Source organism: Pseudomonas sp. (assembly GCF_048269965.1).
Lineage (GTDB): Bacteria > Pseudomonadota > Gammaproteobacteria > Pseudomonadales > Pseudomonadaceae > Aquipseudomonas.
In genome coordinates this window covers 12,402-29,170 of record NZ_JBLWTV010000021.1, presented here as the reverse complement: position 1 = coordinate 29,170, position 16,769 = coordinate 12,402, and the positions used below count along the sequence as shown (strand labels likewise).

Sequence of the window (16,769 nt, the reverse complement as noted above, 5' to 3'; positions counted from 1 at the left end):
TGTGCCTCTTTAAATCACGATCAGGTCAGCCTGAAGGGCGCCGGCTTGCTTGAGCGCCTCCAGGATGGCCATGAGGTCGGACGGCGCTGCGCCTACCTGGTTAACTGCACGGACAATCTCGTCCAGGCTGGTACCAGGGCCGAACTTGAACATCGGTTTGGCCTCTTCCTCGGCGTCCACGCGAGAATTGGGCACCACTGCGGTCTGGCCGCCGGAGAATGCCTCGGGCTGGCTGACGATGGGGTCTTCGGTGATGGTCACGGTCAGGCTGCCGTGTGTGACTGCCGCCGGCTGTACCTTGACGTCCTGACCGATGACGATGGTGCCGGTACGCGAGTTGATGATGACCTTGGCCACCGCTTTACCTGCCTCGACCTGCAGGTTTTCGAGGATCGACAGATAGTCGACGCGCTGGTTCGGATCGAGCGGTGCGCTGACGCGAATCGAGCCGCCATCGATGGCCTGGGCGACACCAGGGCCAAGCAGGTCGTTGATCTGATCGACGATGTTCTTCGCCGTGGTGAAATCGGGGCGATTGAGGTTCAAGGTCAGGTAATTGCCCTGATCGAAACCACTCGGCACCGGACGCTCGACGGTCGCCCCACCGGGAATACGACCGGCAGACGGCACGTTGACGGTGATGCGCGAGCCATCGGCGCCGCTGGCGTCGAAACCACCGACCACCAGGTTGCCCTGGGCGATGGCGTAGACGTTACCGTCAATGCCCTTGAGCGGCGTCATCAGCAGGCTGCCACCGCGCAGACTCTTGGCGTTACCGATGGAGGAAATGGTGATATCAATGGTCTGTCCCGGCTTGGCGAACGCCGGCAGGTCGGCATGCACCGACACGGCTGCGACGTTCTTCAGCTGCACGTTGCCGCCTGGCGGCACCTTGATGCCGAACTGCGCCAACATGTTGTTGAAGGTCTGCACGGTAAAGGGGGTCTGCGTGGTCTGGTCGCCGCTGCCATTGAGGCCGACCACCAGGCCGTAGCCGATCAACTGGTTGCTGCGCACGCCCTGGATCGACGCCAGATCCTTCAAACGCTCGGCCTGGGTCGGCAAGCTCAACAACAGGCACGCCAGCATGGTTGCCAGCAGCAGCCAGTCGTTGGCACCACGGCGGCGATAGCCGCGATGAGCGACCGCGAACTGTCGACGGCACGCCCCGGCTTGTGTCGACTCACTGCCATGAGCTCGCCCCCCTCGCCGGGTAACCGAAGTCACTGCGAAAGCCTTGCGCGCCGAGCCGCCGGTCGTCACTCGCGCGTACCAATTGGACAGGTGCTCGAGTAACAGGGACGGAGAATGAGTCAGCCAGGTTTTCATCTACAGCACCCCGAGATCAGAACGGCCACAGCGGGCTCATGAAGAAACGACTCATCCAGCCGGGCTGACTGGCATCGGCGAAGGCGCCAGTCCCGGAATAGGTGATGCGCGCATCGGCAACCCGCGTGGAAGACACGGTGTTGTCAGTGGAGATGTCGTCGGCACGCACCAGGCCGGAGATACGCATGAGTTCGTCGCCGGTATTGAGCGTCATCCACTTCTCGCCACGTACGGCCAGAATGCCGTTGGGCAGCACTTCAGCGACGGTCACGGTGACCGAACCGGACAGGCTGTTGCTCTGCCCTGCCTGACCAGAGCCTGTGGCGTCACGCTGGGAATTCCAGCTCGAATCCAGGCTCAGATTGTTGTTGGTCATACCCAGGGCACTGAGGCTGCGCAGCGGGTTGTCCGGCGCAACGGTCATACCGAACAGGCTGGGCACGCCCATCGTGGCGCTGCTGTCCTTCTGGATATTGCTGTTGGCATTCTTGCTGGCCTGGGTACGCTCGTTCAGGGTGATGGTAATGATGTCACCCACGCGAAATGCCTTGCGGTCGTCATACAGGCCATTTTCGAAGCCGGCCTGATAGATCGAGCCATTGTTCTGCGCAGCCGGCAACGGCGTGCGCGGCAACACCGGCGCGTAATAGGGATCATCCGGCTTGGCTGTTGGCGCTACGCAGCCGCTGCCCAGCAGCAGGCCAGCCAACAGGGGTAAACAGAGAATTTGCCGGTTCATAACCACTACCTCGCGGCGTTCACAACAGTGTCAAGAAATCAGAGGTTCTGCGTCACGAAGGACAGCATCTGATCGGCGGTGGAAATCACCTTGGAGTTCATTTCGTAGGCGCGCTGGGTGGTGATCATGTTCACCATCTCCTCCACCACGCTGACGTTGGAGTTTTCCAGGGTGTTCTGCAGCGTGGTGCCCAGACCGTTGAGGCCGGGGTTGCCCACCTGCGGCGCGCCACTGGAACCGGTCTCCAGGAACAGGTTGTTACCGATGGCCTCCAGGCCAGCCGGGTTGACGAAGTCGGCCAGCTGGATATTGCCGATGATCTGCGGCTGCGGATTGCCGGTGGTGGTCACCGAGACAGTGCCGTCCTCGCCGACGGTGAAGGTGCGCACTTCGTTCGGCAGCACGATCGCCGGCTCCAGGGCAAACCCCTGGGACGTGACGATCTGTCCATCGGAGTTCAGGTGAAAGCTGCCATCACGGGTATAGGAAACGGTGCCGTCGGGCTGCAGGATCTGGAAGAAACCACGACCATTCACCGCCATATCCATCGGCTGCTCGGTGGTTTGCAGACTGCCGGCGGTGAAGATCTTCTGCGTACCCACCACCCGCACACCGGTGCCGAGCTGCAAACCTGAGGGCAACTCGCTGTCCTGGCTGGACTGGCCACCCGGCTGACGACGGATCTGATAGAGCAGATCCTCGAATTCCGCGCGATCACGCTTGAAACCAGTAGTCGCGACGTTGGCCAGGTTGTTGGAAATGGTGGTCAGGTTCATGTCCTGAGCGGACAAACCGGTCTTGCTGACCCACAGTGCCGGAAGCATATCGATTCTCCTCGGACGCCGGTTTTACGGCGCCGCGTGCTGGTAATTAGCTAATTTGCAAAACCCGCGCCATGGCCGACGAATTGTCCTCGGCGGTGCGCATCATCTTGACCGACAGCTCGAACTGACGGGACAGGGAGAGGATCGCGGTCATTTCTTCAACGGCATTGACGTTGCTCGCCTCGAGGAAACCCGATGTCACCTGAACGGTCGCATCGGCCTCTACCTCGGGCCGGCCCTTGACGCGGATCAGACCATCGGTGCCCTTCTCCATGCTTTTCGGATCAGGGTTGACCAGCTTGATGCGGTCGACCTCCGCCAATACGTTGGGATCTTCACCAAGCGCACGAATACTGATGGTGCCGTCCTGGCCAATCTCCACCTTCTGCTCTGGCGGCACGGCAATCGGCCCGGCATTGCCCATGACCGGCAAACCATTGCCGGTACGCAGCACGCCCAGAGCATCGATATTCAGGCTGGCAGTACGTACGTAGGCCTCGCTGCCATCGGGTGTCTGCACGGCGATCCAGCCTTTGCCACCAATGGCGACATCCAGGTCACGACCGGTTTCCTGCAGCGAGCCCGGGCGAAAATCCGTAGCCGGACGTTCGCTCATGGCAAATACACGCGCCGGGTGGGTTTCACCGAACAGCGGCATGGAGCGCGCCTGCTCGAAATCGCGACGAAACCCCGAGGTGGAAACGTTCGCCAGGTTGTTGGCGTGGGCGCGCAGGGCCAGTGTGTTGTTCTGCGCTCCGGTCATGGAGACGTACAGCATCTTGTCCATGGTAATTCTCCGAGTGGGCGACACGCCCTTGGCTCTTTGCATTGACTACAGCAAGTGCCGTGCCAGTCTCGAAAAACAAACACAAGATACTGATTTGAAAGGACTTTATAGGAAAGACAAGATCACAAGGAAATGCCGGCGGCGGGGTTTTGCCGGCTCTGCAACGGCAAAGCGGCAAGCCAGGCTTGCCGCTTTGCTTCAGCCCCGACTCATCAACGCAGGTTGATGATGGTCTGGGTGATGGCGCTTTCGGTTTCGATGGTCTTGGCGTTGGCCTGGTAGTTGCGCTGAGCCACGATCAGATTGACCAACTGATCCGACAGCTCGACGTTGGAGTCTTCCAGCGCACCCGCCTGCAGAGCACCCAGGGTACTGCTGCGCGGCGTGCCGATCACCGGCTCACCGGACTCGAACGACTGCGCCCAGGCCGTCTTGCCCACAGGGGTGAGCCCCTGGACGTTGGCGAAGTTCGCCAACAGCACCTGCCCTTGCACCTTGGACTGGCCGTTGGTGTAACGGGCGAAGATCACCCCGGTGTCATCGATCTCGATACCAGCCAATTGGCCGGTGGTGTAGCCGTCCTGACTGACGGCGTTGACGCCGAAGGAGGCGGCGTACTGGGTCGAGCCGCGCATGTCGAAGGTGAAAGCCTCACTGTCGGCACCGTTGGGCACCAGAGTTCCAGGATTACCCGGATCCTCTTCGGCAGGCACCCAATCGGTATCCGCCAGAGCGAAGATGCCATTGGGCGTCCCCCCCGGAATGGCCGGCGCATCAAGGGCCGGGTTGGCCGGCGTGCTGGCCAGCGGGGTGAATGCAGGTGTCGACAGCTGCCCGGCGGCATCGAAGTTCACCGCATAGCTGAATGGCTGGGCACTGGATGGGTCGCGCGGGTTGACCCCATCGATCAGCACGTGCATCACCCAGCCGTTGTTGGCCGGCGCTTCGTTCTTGACGAAGTACTGGCTCATCACGTGAGCATTGCCCTGCGAATCGTAGATATTGGTCGACGTGGACCAGTTGAAGGACTTCGAATCGCTCGGGTCGAAGGTCGGTGCCGCCATGGTTCCTGCGTTAGCGGGCCGCACGGCATTGGAGTTCAGGTTGAGGCGCTGGGTAACGCTGGTGGTCGCCCTGGGCTCCTGCTGACCGGCACTGATGCGCAGATCAGACTGCACCGGCAGGATATTGCCGCTGTCATCAGCCGCATAACCTTGCAGGCGGTAACCGAAGTTGTTGACCATATAACCATCGCGGTCCGTACCGAAGTAACCGGCGCGGGTATAGCCAATCTCACCGTTGTTGCTGGTCATGAAGAAGCCGTTGCCATTGATGGCCAGATCCAGAGCGTTGTTCGTGTAGTTGACGTTGCCCTGGTTGAACAGCTGCGACACGTCTGCCAGCAGTACACCACTGCCCTGCGCATTCTTGCCGGTACCCAGAACGGAAGCGGCATAGACATCGGCGAACTCGGCTCGCGACTGCTTGAAACCTGCCGTACCGGCGTTGGCGATGTTGTTGCCGGTGACGTTGAGGTCGCTGGTCGCGGCACGCAGGCCGCTGAGACCGATATTGAACGACATGGAAAACTCCTTTGCCGGAACTGCCGGCGGCAATAGTTATTGGCCGATGACCTGCACTTGAGAAAGCGGAACGCTGCCCAGGCCGGCGAGGTTGAGCATCAGCTCGCTGCCGCCCAGGGTGACGCTGTCGACGTTGGCCGGCAGCATGGTGTACAGCCCCTTGGTTTCACTGCCGTAGGTGGCCTGCGCCTCGAACTTGTACGTGCCCGGCGGCGCCACGTTGCCATCGGAATCCTTGCCGTCCCAGATGAAGCTGACGTTGCCGGCTTCCTGCTCGCCGAGATTGACGCGGGTAACCAACGCCCCGGAATTGTCATAGATGTTGACGTAGACGTTGCTGCTGCTCACCGGCAGAACCGTGCTGGCCTTGAAGCTCTCACTGGTATCGACCACGGCCTTCTCGCTCGGCACGATCACTTTGCGGCCGACCAGAGAAGACGCCTGCAACGCCTGCGAAGACTGAAAGCTGGAGAGCATCGAGCCCATGCTGGTGTTGAGCTTCTCGATGCCTTCGACCTGGCTGAATTGCGCCAACTGGGCGATGAACTCACCGTTACCCTGAGGCTCCAGCGGGTTCTGGTTGTTGAGTTGCGCCACCAGCAAGTTGAGGAACTCGTTCTTGCCCAGGTCATTGCTTTTCGGTGCATCCTGTTTGAGCTGGTACTGATCCAGTACCGAGCTCGTGCCGTTTACGGTGCTCATACCCTGATTTCCTCGTCTCGTCTTACTGACCCAGGGTCAGCACGCGCTGCAGCATCTGTTTGGCGGTATTCATCATTTCAACGTTGGTCTGGAAGGCACGACTGGCGGAAATCATGTCGGCCATTTCCTCGACCACGTTGACGTTCGGGTAGTAGACGTAACCATCGGCGTTGGCCATCGGATGATCAGGCTCATAGCGCGGCATCAGGCTGCCCTGATCCTCGATCACGCCCAGCACCTGCACACCGCGCCCGGCTTCATCCTGCTCGGCGAACAGCGAGCCACGGCCTCCGTCTTGCGCCTGCTGAAAGACGGTGGCGAACACCGGGTGGCGAGCGCGGTAGGTCTGATCCAGGCTCGAGGAAACGGTCTCGGCGTTGGCGATGTTGCTGGAAATGGTGTTCAGGCGAGTGCTCTGGGCGCTCATGCCGGTTCCGGCGATGTTGAAGACACTGGCAAGGGACATGGTCGCGCTCCTTATTCGCCGCGCAGGGCATTGGTCAGCCCTTTGAATTTGCTATTGAGAAAGGTGAAGCTGGCCTGGAATTGCACCGAGTTTTCGGCGTAGTTCGATTGCTCGATCTGCAGGTCGACGGTGTTCTGATCCAGCGACGCGTGGAACGGCGTGCGATAAGGCAACTCAGCCTCGCCACTTTTCACGCCATCGGCCGGGATGTGGCGACTGTCGGTGCGATTCAGGGACACGCCGCCACGCTGCATGCGGCTGTTCTGCTCGGCCAGCACACTGGCGAAGTCCAGATCACGGGCCTTGTAATTCGGCGTATCGGCGTTGGCGATGTTGTTCGCCAGCACCTCGGCACGCTGGGCGCGAAAGCCGAGTGCCTGCTCATGGATGCCGAGTGCTCTGCCGAAGTTGATGCTCATGCTCTGAACCTTTGCCGCAAGGGCCGTCTGATCACTGTTGCCAGAGATACAGCAAAGGCTGTGCCATATATTTAATTACTTATAAATCAATGATTTGAGATGAAATCGACTGGTCGAATGCGGCAAAGCGGCAAAGCATTACCGCCTCCAGGCAAGGAAGCGGCAAAGCTGACCGGGCAGATTGCCGCCGCCCCTCTTCACCATCACACCAAACCACTGGTGCGCACGGCGCACCCGACCGGGCCCAGGGTTTTCAGAGCCCGGAAACGCAAACGGGAGGCCAAAGGCCTCCCGCTGCTGATACCAAACATGCCTTGCGCCTATTTGGCCTTGTAGATGATCCCCGGACTGCACTGCACCATCTGGTACTTGTCCGGCAGGCCATTGAGTGCCTCGGAGGCGCCGAGAAACAGATAACCGCCCGGTTTCAAGGTGGCGTGGATGCGCGTGAGGATGTCCTTCTTCACGTCTGCCGAGAAGTAGATCAGCACGTTGCGGCAGAAGACGATGTCGAATTTGCCCAATGCCGCGTAGCTGTCCAGCAAATTCAATGGGCGGAACTCGACACGGCTCTTGATGGGAGCCTTGACCTGCCAACGCCCCGGTCCCTTGGGATCGAAATAGCGCTGCAAACGCTCCTGTGCAAGGCCTCGCCCCATGGCAAGGCTGTCGTACTCGCCGGATTTGCAATTGGCCAGCATCGACGGCGAAAGGTCGGTGGCAACGATCTGCACACCGGCCTTGAGCTGACCGAGGTTGGTGCGTTCGAACTCATCGATGGACATCGACAGCGAGTAAGGCTCCTGACCGGACGAGCAGGCCGCCGACCAGATGCGCAGGCGCTGGGCCGGATAAGCCTTGATCAACTCCGGCAGCACGCGGTTCTTGAGCACCTCGAAGGGATACGTGTCACGAAACCACAGGGTCTCGTTGGTGGTCATGGCATCTACGACCTGCTCGCGCAGCCCTCCGCGCGGCTGGCTTTGCATGCGCTGCACCAGTTCGCCCAGAGTCTTGATGCCGTTCTGTTCCATCAGCTTGTTCAGACGGCTGGAGACCAGGTACTGCTTGTTGCTGCCAAGCAGAATACCGCAGGCCTTTTCCAGGAAAGTCCGGAACTGCTCGAAATCCAAATTACCTGAAGACACTAGTGCCGCCTCTGCAACCATAACGTTCGCCGAAGGTCACCCTTCAGCCCCCATCCGATACACGAATGCGATCGACCACCCGCGCCGCCAGATCATCTGGCTTGAACTTGGCGAGGAAGTCGTCAGCGCCGACCTTCTTCACCATCGCCTGGTTGAACACACCGGAAAGCGAAGTATGCAGGAGGATATGCAGCTTCTGCATGCGCGGATCGCTGCGAATCTCCGTGGTCAGCGTATATCCGTCCATCTCGGGCATCTCGATGTCGGAAATCAGCATCAGCAGTTCCTTGTCGGGATTATGCCCCTCGTCCGCCATTTTCTTGAGGTAATTGAGCGCCTCACGACCATCGTTCAGAGCCGTAACCTCGACGCCAACGGTCTGCAGACAGCGCGAAACCTGTTTGCGTGCCACCGAGGAGTCATCGACGATCAGCACATGCTTGGTCACCGCCTGACTCTGCACCTGATCATCGATCACGCCAGCGGAGATCACCTCCGAGGTCGGCGCGACTTCGGCAAGAATCTTCTCGACATCGATGATCTCGACCAACTGCTTGTCGAGCCGGGTGACCGCTGTCAGGTAGTGATCGCGCCCGGTGCCCTTGGGTGGCGGATGGATCTCCTCCCAGTTCATGTTGACGATACGTTCGACCGAGCGCACCAGAAAACCCTGCACCTTGGTGTTGTACTCGGTGATGATCACGAAGCTGGTCTTCAGATCTTCCAGCGCGGCACTGCCGGTAGCGATGGAAAGGTCGAGAATCGGAATGGTGCCCCCACGAATGTTGGCCACCCCCCGCACCACCGGACTGGACTTGGGCATGATGGTGAGATTCGGGCACTGCAGCACCTCTTTCACCTTGAATACGTTGATACCGTAAAGCTGCGGGCCTTCCAGGCGAAACAGCAACAACTCCAAGCGGTTCTGCCCCACCAGCTGAGTACGCTGGTTAACCGAATCCATCAACCCGGCCATGCCCGGACTCCTTCTTGTCTAGTAACGCCGACCCCGTTGAGCCTAGCAGGCGGCACGGGGCTTGCTTTGCATTGCTTATGAAGCAGAGAACGTCATCATTCCGTCAGCTACTGGCAAAGTGCCTTTCCCCTTTGCCCGTTTTACTCGCTTTGCCGACACTCGGCTACAGCGCTACGGCGGCTGCCACCTTTACCAGCACTGAGCAACTTATCGGCGCCACCGAGGCCTTTCTTGAGCAGGCGACCACTGAATATCTACAGCGTAGCGAAATTCAGGGCCGCCATGAGATTCGCGTCAACCGTCTCGACCCGCGGCTACGTCTGCCGCTGTGCGATCAGCCGCTGAGCACCACGCTGGAGAGCCCGGCACAGCCCTTGGGCCGCGTCACCACGCGGGTGCGCTGCGACGGCAGCGCCCCGTGGACCGTATTCGTGCCGGCTGAAGTGCGTTTGTATCGCCCAATCGTCGTACTGACTCGCCCCCTCAAGCGCATGAGCGTGGTCAAGGCTGCGGATCTGAGCCTGGTCGAACGCGATGTCGGGCAATTGGGGCAGAACTTTCTCACCGAGCTGAACCAGGCGATCGGCAAGAAATTGACACGACAGCTCGGTAACGGCCAGGTTCTTCTTTCTACCTACCTGCAAGTCGCCGAGGTCATTCGTCGGGGCGATCAGGTGGTGATCAGCGCTCGCGGTACCACGGTCAACGTGCGCATGCCCGGCGAAGCCCTGACAGACGGTGCGCCAGGTGAGCAGATCAATGTACGCAACCTGCGCTCGCAGCGAGTCGTTCGCGCCCGCGTGGTCGGCCCTGGTCAGGTGGAAGTAGCCATGTAGGCATGTTTCTTGTAGCGCAAAAGCGTGGCGATTCCCTACACTGTTCAACGACGCGATGAAATTAATCCTAAAGTTTTCCCGGCTGCAGCCGAGAAGCATGGCAAGCGTCCACCATATCGTCCGAGGTTCTGCATCATGGTCATCGACTTCAACCGGCTGAACAATGCCAATACGCCCGCCAATGCGGGGCGTACCGGTGCGACTCAGGCTGGCAATCGCAATGAGTCGGCACAGCCGAACCAGGCGCCTGCCATCGGTAACGATGAACAAACCAACGCCAAGAGCGGCGAATCGGTGCAACTGAGCCGCGAGGCACAGCAGTTGCAAGCAATCGGCGAGAAGCTGCGTGATCAGCCCATCGTCAACAAGGAGCGTGTGGCCCAGCTGAAACAGGCCATCGCTGATGGCAGCTATCAGGTCGACAGCAAACGCGTCGCCCAGAAACTGCTCGACTTCGAATCCCAGCGCTAGTCTCAGGGCTGCGCTGGGGGTGTTGGACGCCCGACCCCCAAGAGCCCGCGATGAACGACACAGCCTTGCTTGACCTCTTCACCAACGATATCGGCACTGCAAAGCAATTGCTTGAGCTGATCGATAGCGAATTCCAGGCCCTTACCGAACGCGACCTGTCGCGCCTAGACAGCCTGCTCAGCGAAAAACAACCGCTGCTTGCCCTGCTTCAGCAGCATGGCAACGAACGCAGCCGTCTGCTGCAGAACGCCGGCCTGAGTGCTGATCGCGAGGGGCTCACCGCCCTGGCGAGCACGTCCTCCGCAGGCGATCAACTGCTGGCGCGCAGTGAAGAGTTGTCCGCTCTCCTGCAGCGCTGCCAGGAAGCCAATCTGCGCAATGGCCGTTTGATTCGCGCCAACCAGGCCTCGGTCGGCAGCATCCTCGGCATTTTGCGTGGCGCAGAGACTCCCGGCCTCTATGACAGCCGCGGCAGTGCCGCTAGAATCGCGCAGCACAGGCCGCTCAGCCAGGCCTGAGCCATCCCCCCAACAAAAAGCACAGGGACATGCAGGCACTCTGCCAGTATTCTAGTGCCGTTGTAGTCCATGACTCGGAGAGTTCCGAACTGTGTCCAGCGCGTTCAACGACGAGAGCGGTCCTCAACCGCCCAAGCTGCTCAAGACATCCGTCGAGATCATTGCCACCCTGCGTCAATTGCAACAGAACCATGATCCCCTGGTTATCCAGTTCAAGGACCGTGGCCAGCGTTTTCAAAGCTACCTCGTCGAAATCGATAAAGACCGTGCGCGTCTGGCGCTGGACGAGATCATCCCTACCGATGGCGAACGTTTTCTCAAGCAAGGCGAAACCTTCAACGTCGAGGCATTTCGCGACGGGGTGCGAGTAGCCTGGACCTGTGATCACGACGTGCAGCTTGGCGAACTCGAGGGAGCCCCCTGCTACTGGGCACCGCTGCCCAGCGAAGTGATCTATCACCAGCGCCGCAGCGCCTTCCGTGCACCACTGAAACAGAGCGATCTGGTCAAGGTCGTACTCAGCGGCGACAAGCTGCGCGAACCGCTGTCAGGTCATCTGCTGGACATCTCGGCCACCGGCTGCAAACTGCGTTTCGCCGGCAACCTCAGTCAGCAACTGAGCAATGGCCAGGTACACGAGCGACTCACTGCCTATCTGCCCTTCGGCAACATGACCTGCGCCGTGGAGTTACGTCACGTGCAATACGAGGACAAGGTCGACATGACGTTCATCGGCACGCGTTTTCATCGTTTGAACGGCCTGGAGCAACGTCAGGTCGAGCGCTTCGTCTATCAGTTGCAGCGCGAGGCGCGTCGCACCGAGAGCGACGGCCCCTTCTGACGCCCACAGCCCTTACTGGCCCGCCTGGGTTTTCTGCTGATCCTCCTCAGCCGCTGCTGCTGCAGCGGCGGCTGGTTCCTGCATCTGCTCCTGCACCGCCTGCTCATCGACCCTCGGGTCGAGCGCAGCGACCAGCGGTGAGCTGGTGACGTTACCCGGCATGGCCATATGCTGCAGCGGCGCATCGTCGACCTGATGCAGATGGGTCACCACTTCAGGACGAATGCGCCAGATCAGAATCAGCGCGCAGACGCTGACGAATACATAGAGCATGTTGGCGCCGTAGAAACGCATCAGCACACCGGCCAGCAGCGGACCGATGCAGGCACCCACGCCGAAGGTGACCAGCAGCATGGCCGTCAGTGACACACGGCGCTCAGGCTCGACGTGGTCATTGGCCAGGGCCACCGCCAGCGGGTAGAGGCTGAACTGCATCAGGCTGACCAGAAAGCCGACGCCGAACAGCAAGCCGAGGAAGACCTCCGGCAGTGCAGCCAGCGGCAGGGCAGCCAGCAGCAGCAGGACCGAGCAGCCGCGAATCAGGCGCACACGGTCATGCCGATCGGATAGCCAGCCCAGCGGCCACTGCACCAGCAGGCCGGCGAGAATGCAACTGCCCATGAACAGGCCCACCTGCTCGGTCGACAAGCCCATCCGCGTGGCATACAGCGGTGCCAGACCGTAGAACGAGCCGATCAGCAGACCGGCTACCGAGATGGTGGTCAGCGACAGCGGCACGCGAGTGAGGAAGAAACGCAGCTCCAGCGGCGCCGGATGCAAAGGTGCCGGGTGCAGGCGCCGGGTCAGTGCCACCGGCACCAGACACAGCGCAAAGCACAGGGCGACCAGCATCAGCAGCTCCAGCCCCAGCGTCGGGTGCAGGACCAGAGCCAGCTGGCCAAGGATCAGCCCCAGATAGGAGGCCGCCATGTAGCCACTGAACACCAGGCCGCGCTGCCTGGCTTCAGCCTGCTCGTTGAGCCAGCTCTCGATCACCATGTACTGGCACATCATGCCCAGGCCCACCAGCATGCGCAGGAACAGCCAGAGCGGCAGCCACTCCACCAGGCCATGGCCGAGCACCGCTGCGGTGACGACCCCGGCGCAGGCCACGTAGGCACGGATGTGCCCCACCCGACCGATCAGCCGATGCCCCAGCTTGCCACCCAGTACCAGGCCGAAATAGTTGGCCGCCATCAGCGCACCGACCCACAGACCATCCACGGTGTCGGCCAGACGCAACGCCAGATAGGTACTGAGCAGACCGGAGCCGAGCAACATCAGCAGAGTGGCAAAGTACAGCGAGCGGAATGACTTCCAGATCAGTCGCATTGGCGGGTAAAGCTCCTTGTACGGTAACCGGGAATGGCGTCACGCCTGTGCGGCGAGAACACGACGCTCCCAGGGCGTAATTTCATCGTAGAAGCTGGTCAGCTCCAGGGTCTTGCTGGCGATGTAACCTTCGATGAATTCCGCACCGAACAGTTCGATTGCCAGCTCGCTGCGTTTCAGACGCTCGATCGCGGCGTGCATGGTACAGGGTAGCGCCAATTCTTCCGGCACCTCGAACTCACCCTGGATCGGCGCACCGGGTTGCAGCTCGCGCTCCAGACCATGCAGCCCAGCTGCCAGGCTGGCAGCCAGGGCCAGATAAGGATTGGCATCGGCACCCGGCAAGCGATTCTCCACCCGCCGCGCCACCGGTGCACTGGCCGGAATCCGCAGCCCCGCAGCACGGTTGTCAGCCGACCAGCAGGCGTTGTTCGGCGACGCATAGGGATGGCACAGACGCTGATAGGAATTCACGTGCGGTGCGAACAGCAGGGTGAAATCGGCCATCGCCGCCTGCTGACCGCCGATGAAGTGATAGAAAGCCGCTGTCGCCTCGCCATTCTCCGCACTGAAGATGTTGCGAGCGCTACCCTGCTCCACCACGCTCTGATGGATATGCATGGAGCTGCCCGGCGTATGCGCCAGCGGTTTGGCCATGCAGACCACGGAAAGGCCATGCCTGAGGCCGACCTCCTTGAGCAAGTGCTTGAACAGGAAGGTCTGATCGGCCAGTTGCAGCGCGTCACCGTGCAGCAGGTTGATCTCGAACTGGCTGACGCCCATCTCGTGCATGAAGGTATCGCGCGGCAGCCCCAATGCCTCCATGCATCGATAGACCTCGGCGAAGAACGGCCGCAGACCATTGCCGGAGCTGACGCTGAACGCCGAACCGCCGTCCTCGCGGCGTCCATCCAGCCCCACTGGCGGCTGGAACGGCTGCTGTGGATCGGGATTGGCGGCGAACACGAAGAACTCCAGCTCGGTGGCTACCACAGGCTGCCAGCCATGCTCGGCATAGCGCGCCAGCACACGCTTGAGCAGACCGCGAGTGGACAGCCCGGAGCTGCGCCCGTCCAGTTCGTCCGCGTCGCAGATGGCCAGTGCACGCGGCGACTCGCTCCAGGGCAGGCGGTGTATCTGGCGAGGTTCGGCATTGAGCACCAGGTCGCCATCGTCACCACCGTAGAAACGTGCCGGCGGATAGCCGCCCATGATGCATTGCAACAGCACCCCGCGAGCGAGCTGCAGGCGCCGTCCCTCGAGAAAACCCTCGGCCGTCATCACCTTGCCGCGCGCAACGCCGTTGAGGTCCGGGGTTACGCAATCGATCTCATCGATACCCTGCAGCAGGGTTTCCAGTGCCTGGCGGCTGGCAGTGCTCATCTTTTGTTGTCCTTGAATGACGCGGATACCGCCTGACGGCGACGATTCGTACAAAATACGCACCAGTCGTTCGATATTTCAAGCAGGCAAAGCTTGCCGAGATGCGACACCGGCTTGCACCCTGTCGTCCAGATGCCTGCGGCTGGCTCGAAGCGCCGTGGGGCTGTGCTAGAGTCGCGCGCTATTTTTCGGCCGCCCTTCCACAGGCCGCGCTGAAAGCCCTCTCGACCCAGGCGCGACGGCCTTTGCCACACGCCCAGCAACCAGAGAACCACGCGATGTCCCAAGCCATCCACCCTGCCCTGCAGCTACTCAACCGCACCAGCCTGGTGACGCAGATCATCATCGGCCTGCTCGCAGGTATCGCCCTTGCCGTCATCGCCCCGCAGGCAGCGCTGTCTGTCGGTTTCATCGGCAACGTGTTCGTCTCGGCGTTGAAGGCGGTGGCCCCGGTACTGGTGTTCATCCTGGTGATGTCGTCCATCGCCAACCACCAGCAAGGCCAGCAGACCCACATTCGCCCGATCCTGCTGATGTACCTGATCGGTACCTTCAGCGCAGCCCTGGTGGCGGTGGTTGCCAGCTTCGCCTTCCCGTCGTCGCTGGTGTTGAGCAGCCAGGCCGCTGAGCTGACGCCGCCCGGCGGCATCGGCGAGGTGCTCAAGACCCTGCTGATGAACGTGGTCGACAATCCGCTCAACGCCCTGCTGCGCGGCAATTTCATCGGCATTCTGGCCTGGGCCATCGGCCTCGGCTTCGCCTTCCGTCACGCCAGCGCCAGCAGCAAGCAACTGCTGGGCGATCTGTCCAGTGGCGTTACGGCCATCGTCAAGCTGGTGATCCGCCTGGCACCGCTGGGTATCTTCGGCCTGGTCGCCGCGACTCTGGCCGAGTCCGGTTTCGACGCCCTGCTCGGCTACCTGCATCTGCTGATCGTGCTGGTCGGCTGCATGTTGCTGGTGGCCCTGGTGGTCAACCCGGCGCTGGTGTACTGGAAGATCCGTCGCAACCCTTATCCGCTGGTGTTCACCTGCCTGCGTGAAAGCGGCATCACCGCCTTCTTCACCCGCAGCTCGGCCGCCAACATCCCGGTCAACCTGCAACTGAGCCAGCGTCTGGGCCTGCACGAGGAAACCTATTCGGTCTCGATCCCCCTGGGTGCCACCATCAATATGGCCGGTGCAGCCATCACCATCACCGTGCTGACCCTGGCAGCGGTGCATACCCTGGGTATCCCCGTCGACCTGCCCACCGCCCTGCTGCTGAGCATGCTGGCCTCGATCAGTGCCTGTGGCGCATCCGGTGTCGCCGGCGGCTCGCTGCTGCTGATCCCGCTGGCCTGCAGCCTGTTCGGCATCCCCAACGAAGTGGCCATGCAGATCGTCGCCATCGGCTTCATCATCGGCATCGTTCAGGATTCGGCGGAAACCGCGCTGAACTCCTCCACCGACGTGCTGTTCACTGCCGCTGCCTGCCTGGCACAAGAGCAGCGTCAGGCCTGATCGTCCATCAGACGAGCCCACTGTCCGCCAGCGGTGCGCGCAGCGCACCCTGCGGATCAGGAATACGGCAGGCACCACAAAATTGATAACGATTAGCGTTTGAATTAGATTGACGCCCTTCGCAACCCCACAGCGGACGGCTTCATGTTCGAATTGCAAAGCGTCAGTTTCAGCATTCCTGAACGCACCCTGCTGCATCCCCTGAGCCTGCACATCGATGCCGGACGCATGGTCGGCCTGATCGGCCACAACGGCTCAGGCAAGTCCACCCTGATCAAATTGCTCGCCCGCCAGCAGTCTCCCAGCGGCGGCCACATCCTGCTCGACGGCAAACCGCTGCCGGCCTGGGGCCAGCGCGACTTCGCCCGGCAGGTGGCCTACCTGCCTCAGCAGTTACCGCAGACCGAAGGCCTGACCGTACGCGAGCTGGTGGGCTTCGGTCGTTACCCCTGGCACGGCGCCCTTGGCCGTCTGGGCAGCGAAGACCGCGCGCACATCGAGCGCGCCCTGGACCTCACCGATACCGGCGTGTTTGCCGATCGCCTGGTCGATCATCTGTCCGGAGGCGAACGCCAGCGCGTCTGGCTGGCCATGCTGCTGGCGCAGAACACCCGTTATCTGCTGCTCGACGAACCCACCTCGGCGCTGGACATCGCCCACCAGGTGGAGGTCCTGTCACGCGTTCATGACCTCAGCCGCGAGTTGGGCCTGGGTGTGCTGGTGGTGCTGCACGACATCAACATGGCCGCGCGCTATTGCGATCACCTGCTGGCCCTGCACAGCGGCCGCCTGCTGGCGCAAGGCAGCCCGGCCGAGCTGATGCACGGCGAAATCCTGGAGCGCATCTACGGCGTACCCATGGGCGTGATGGCCAATCCGGCGGACGGCTCGCCAATCAGCTACCTGTACTGAC

At 61.4% G+C, this 16,769-nt stretch carries 18 protein-coding genes; 6 read left to right on the top strand and 12 right to left on the bottom strand.

Features of this window, described 5'->3' with window-relative positions; translation table 11 throughout:
* Positions 1-9 precede the first annotated feature (9 nt).
* From ACN0X6_RS20225 to ACN0X6_RS20180, 10 genes are all read right to left on the bottom strand, one after another.
* The gene (locus ACN0X6_RS20225; RefSeq protein WP_196476435.1) at positions 10-1,089 is read right to left on the bottom strand and encodes a flagellar basal body P-ring protein FlgI; all 1,080 of its coding nucleotides are present in this window, start codon (positions 1,087-1,089) and stop codon (positions 10-12) included.
* A gap of 256 nt (positions 1,090-1,345) precedes the next feature.
* Positions 1,346-2,068, bottom strand: coding sequence for a flagellar basal body L-ring protein FlgH (gene flgH, locus ACN0X6_RS20220; protein ID WP_417706729.1), 723 nt, complete (start codon positions 2,066-2,068; stop codon positions 1,346-1,348).
* 38 nt (positions 2,069-2,106) lie between these two features.
* Entirely contained in the window at positions 2,107-2,892 is a 786-nt protein-coding gene (flgG, locus tag ACN0X6_RS20215; protein ID WP_160017592.1) for a flagellar basal-body rod protein FlgG, read from the bottom strand.
* 46 nt (positions 2,893-2,938) lie between these two features.
* The gene (locus tag ACN0X6_RS20210) at positions 2,939-3,679 is read right to left on the bottom strand and encodes a flagellar basal body rod protein FlgF (protein WP_160017591.1); all 741 of its coding nucleotides are present in this window, start codon (positions 3,677-3,679) and stop codon (positions 2,939-2,941) included.
* A gap of 212 nt (positions 3,680-3,891) precedes the next feature.
* Positions 3,892-5,262 (bottom strand): flagellar hook protein FlgE, encoded by a 1,371-nt coding sequence (flgE, locus tag ACN0X6_RS20205; RefSeq protein ID WP_417706728.1) that lies wholly within the window; start codon positions 5,260-5,262, stop codon positions 3,892-3,894.
* Between the two features lie 36 nt (positions 5,263-5,298).
* Positions 5,299-5,964, bottom strand: a complete 666-nt coding sequence (gene flgD, locus ACN0X6_RS20200; RefSeq protein WP_417706727.1) for a flagellar hook assembly protein FlgD — start codon at positions 5,962-5,964, stop codon at positions 5,299-5,301.
* A 22-nt stretch (positions 5,965-5,986) separates the two neighbouring features.
* On the bottom strand, positions 5,987-6,430 hold the full coding sequence (gene flgC / locus ACN0X6_RS20195) for a flagellar basal body rod protein FlgC (RefSeq protein WP_196476422.1): 444 nt from the start codon (positions 6,428-6,430) through the stop codon (positions 5,987-5,989).
* A gap of 11 nt (positions 6,431-6,441) precedes the next feature.
* The gene (gene flgB, locus ACN0X6_RS20190) at positions 6,442-6,849 is read right to left on the bottom strand and encodes a flagellar basal body rod protein FlgB (protein WP_417706725.1); all 408 of its coding nucleotides are present in this window, start codon (positions 6,847-6,849) and stop codon (positions 6,442-6,444) included.
* A 320-nt stretch (positions 6,850-7,169) separates the two neighbouring features.
* The gene (cheR, locus tag ACN0X6_RS20185; protein ID WP_160017586.1) at positions 7,170-7,997 is read right to left on the bottom strand and encodes a protein-glutamate O-methyltransferase CheR; all 828 of its coding nucleotides are present in this window, start codon (positions 7,995-7,997) and stop codon (positions 7,170-7,172) included.
* 43 nt (positions 7,998-8,040) lie between these two features.
* Positions 8,041-8,973 (bottom strand): chemotaxis protein CheV, encoded by a 933-nt coding sequence (locus tag ACN0X6_RS20180; protein WP_417706723.1) that lies wholly within the window; start codon positions 8,971-8,973, stop codon positions 8,041-8,043.
* A gap of 77 nt (positions 8,974-9,050) precedes the next feature.
* Between ACN0X6_RS20180 and flgA the strand changes: the two genes are divergently transcribed.
* The 4 genes from flgA (at position 9,051) to ACN0X6_RS20160 (ending at position 11,639) form a co-directional block, all read left to right on the top strand.
* Positions 9,051-9,809 carry a flagellar basal body P-ring formation chaperone FlgA gene (flgA, locus tag ACN0X6_RS20175; RefSeq protein WP_417706721.1) on the top strand — a complete coding sequence of 253 codons (759 nt, stop codon included), beginning with the start codon at positions 9,051-9,053 and terminating at the stop codon, positions 9,807-9,809.
* A gap of 135 nt (positions 9,810-9,944) precedes the next feature.
* Positions 9,945-10,280 carry a flagellar biosynthesis anti-sigma factor FlgM gene (flgM, locus tag ACN0X6_RS20170; protein WP_417706719.1) on the top strand — a complete coding sequence of 112 codons (336 nt, stop codon included), beginning with the start codon at positions 9,945-9,947 and terminating at the stop codon, positions 10,278-10,280.
* A gap of 50 nt (positions 10,281-10,330) precedes the next feature.
* Positions 10,331-10,798, top strand: coding sequence for a flagella synthesis protein FlgN (locus ACN0X6_RS20165; RefSeq protein ID WP_417706717.1), 468 nt, complete (start codon positions 10,331-10,333; stop codon positions 10,796-10,798).
* Between the two features lie 91 nt (positions 10,799-10,889).
* The gene (locus tag ACN0X6_RS20160) at positions 10,890-11,639 is read left to right on the top strand and encodes a flagellar brake protein (RefSeq protein WP_417706711.1); all 750 of its coding nucleotides are present in this window, start codon (positions 10,890-10,892) and stop codon (positions 11,637-11,639) included.
* A gap of 12 nt (positions 11,640-11,651) precedes the next feature.
* Here the strand turns inward: ACN0X6_RS20160 and ACN0X6_RS20155 are convergent, their stop codons facing one another.
* Positions 11,652-12,971: an MFS transporter gene (locus ACN0X6_RS20155; RefSeq protein ID WP_417706709.1), complete on the bottom strand. Its 1,320-nt coding sequence runs from the start codon at positions 12,969-12,971 to the stop codon at positions 11,652-11,654.
* A gap of 39 nt (positions 12,972-13,010) precedes the next feature.
* A complete protein-coding gene (locus ACN0X6_RS20150; RefSeq protein ID WP_417706830.1) occupies positions 13,011-14,252 on the bottom strand; it encodes a glutamine synthetase family protein in 1,242 nt (413 codons plus the stop codon).
* A gap of 380 nt (positions 14,253-14,632) precedes the next feature.
* Between ACN0X6_RS20150 and sstT the strand changes: the two genes are divergently transcribed.
* A complete protein-coding gene (gene sstT, locus ACN0X6_RS20145) occupies positions 14,633-15,856 on the top strand; it encodes a serine/threonine transporter SstT (RefSeq protein WP_417706707.1) in 1,224 nt (407 codons plus the stop codon).
* Between the two features lie 144 nt (positions 15,857-16,000).
* Positions 16,001-16,768, top strand: coding sequence for an ATP-binding cassette domain-containing protein (locus ACN0X6_RS20140; protein WP_417706705.1), 768 nt, complete (start codon positions 16,001-16,003; stop codon positions 16,766-16,768).
* Position 16,769 lies beyond the last annotated feature (1 nt).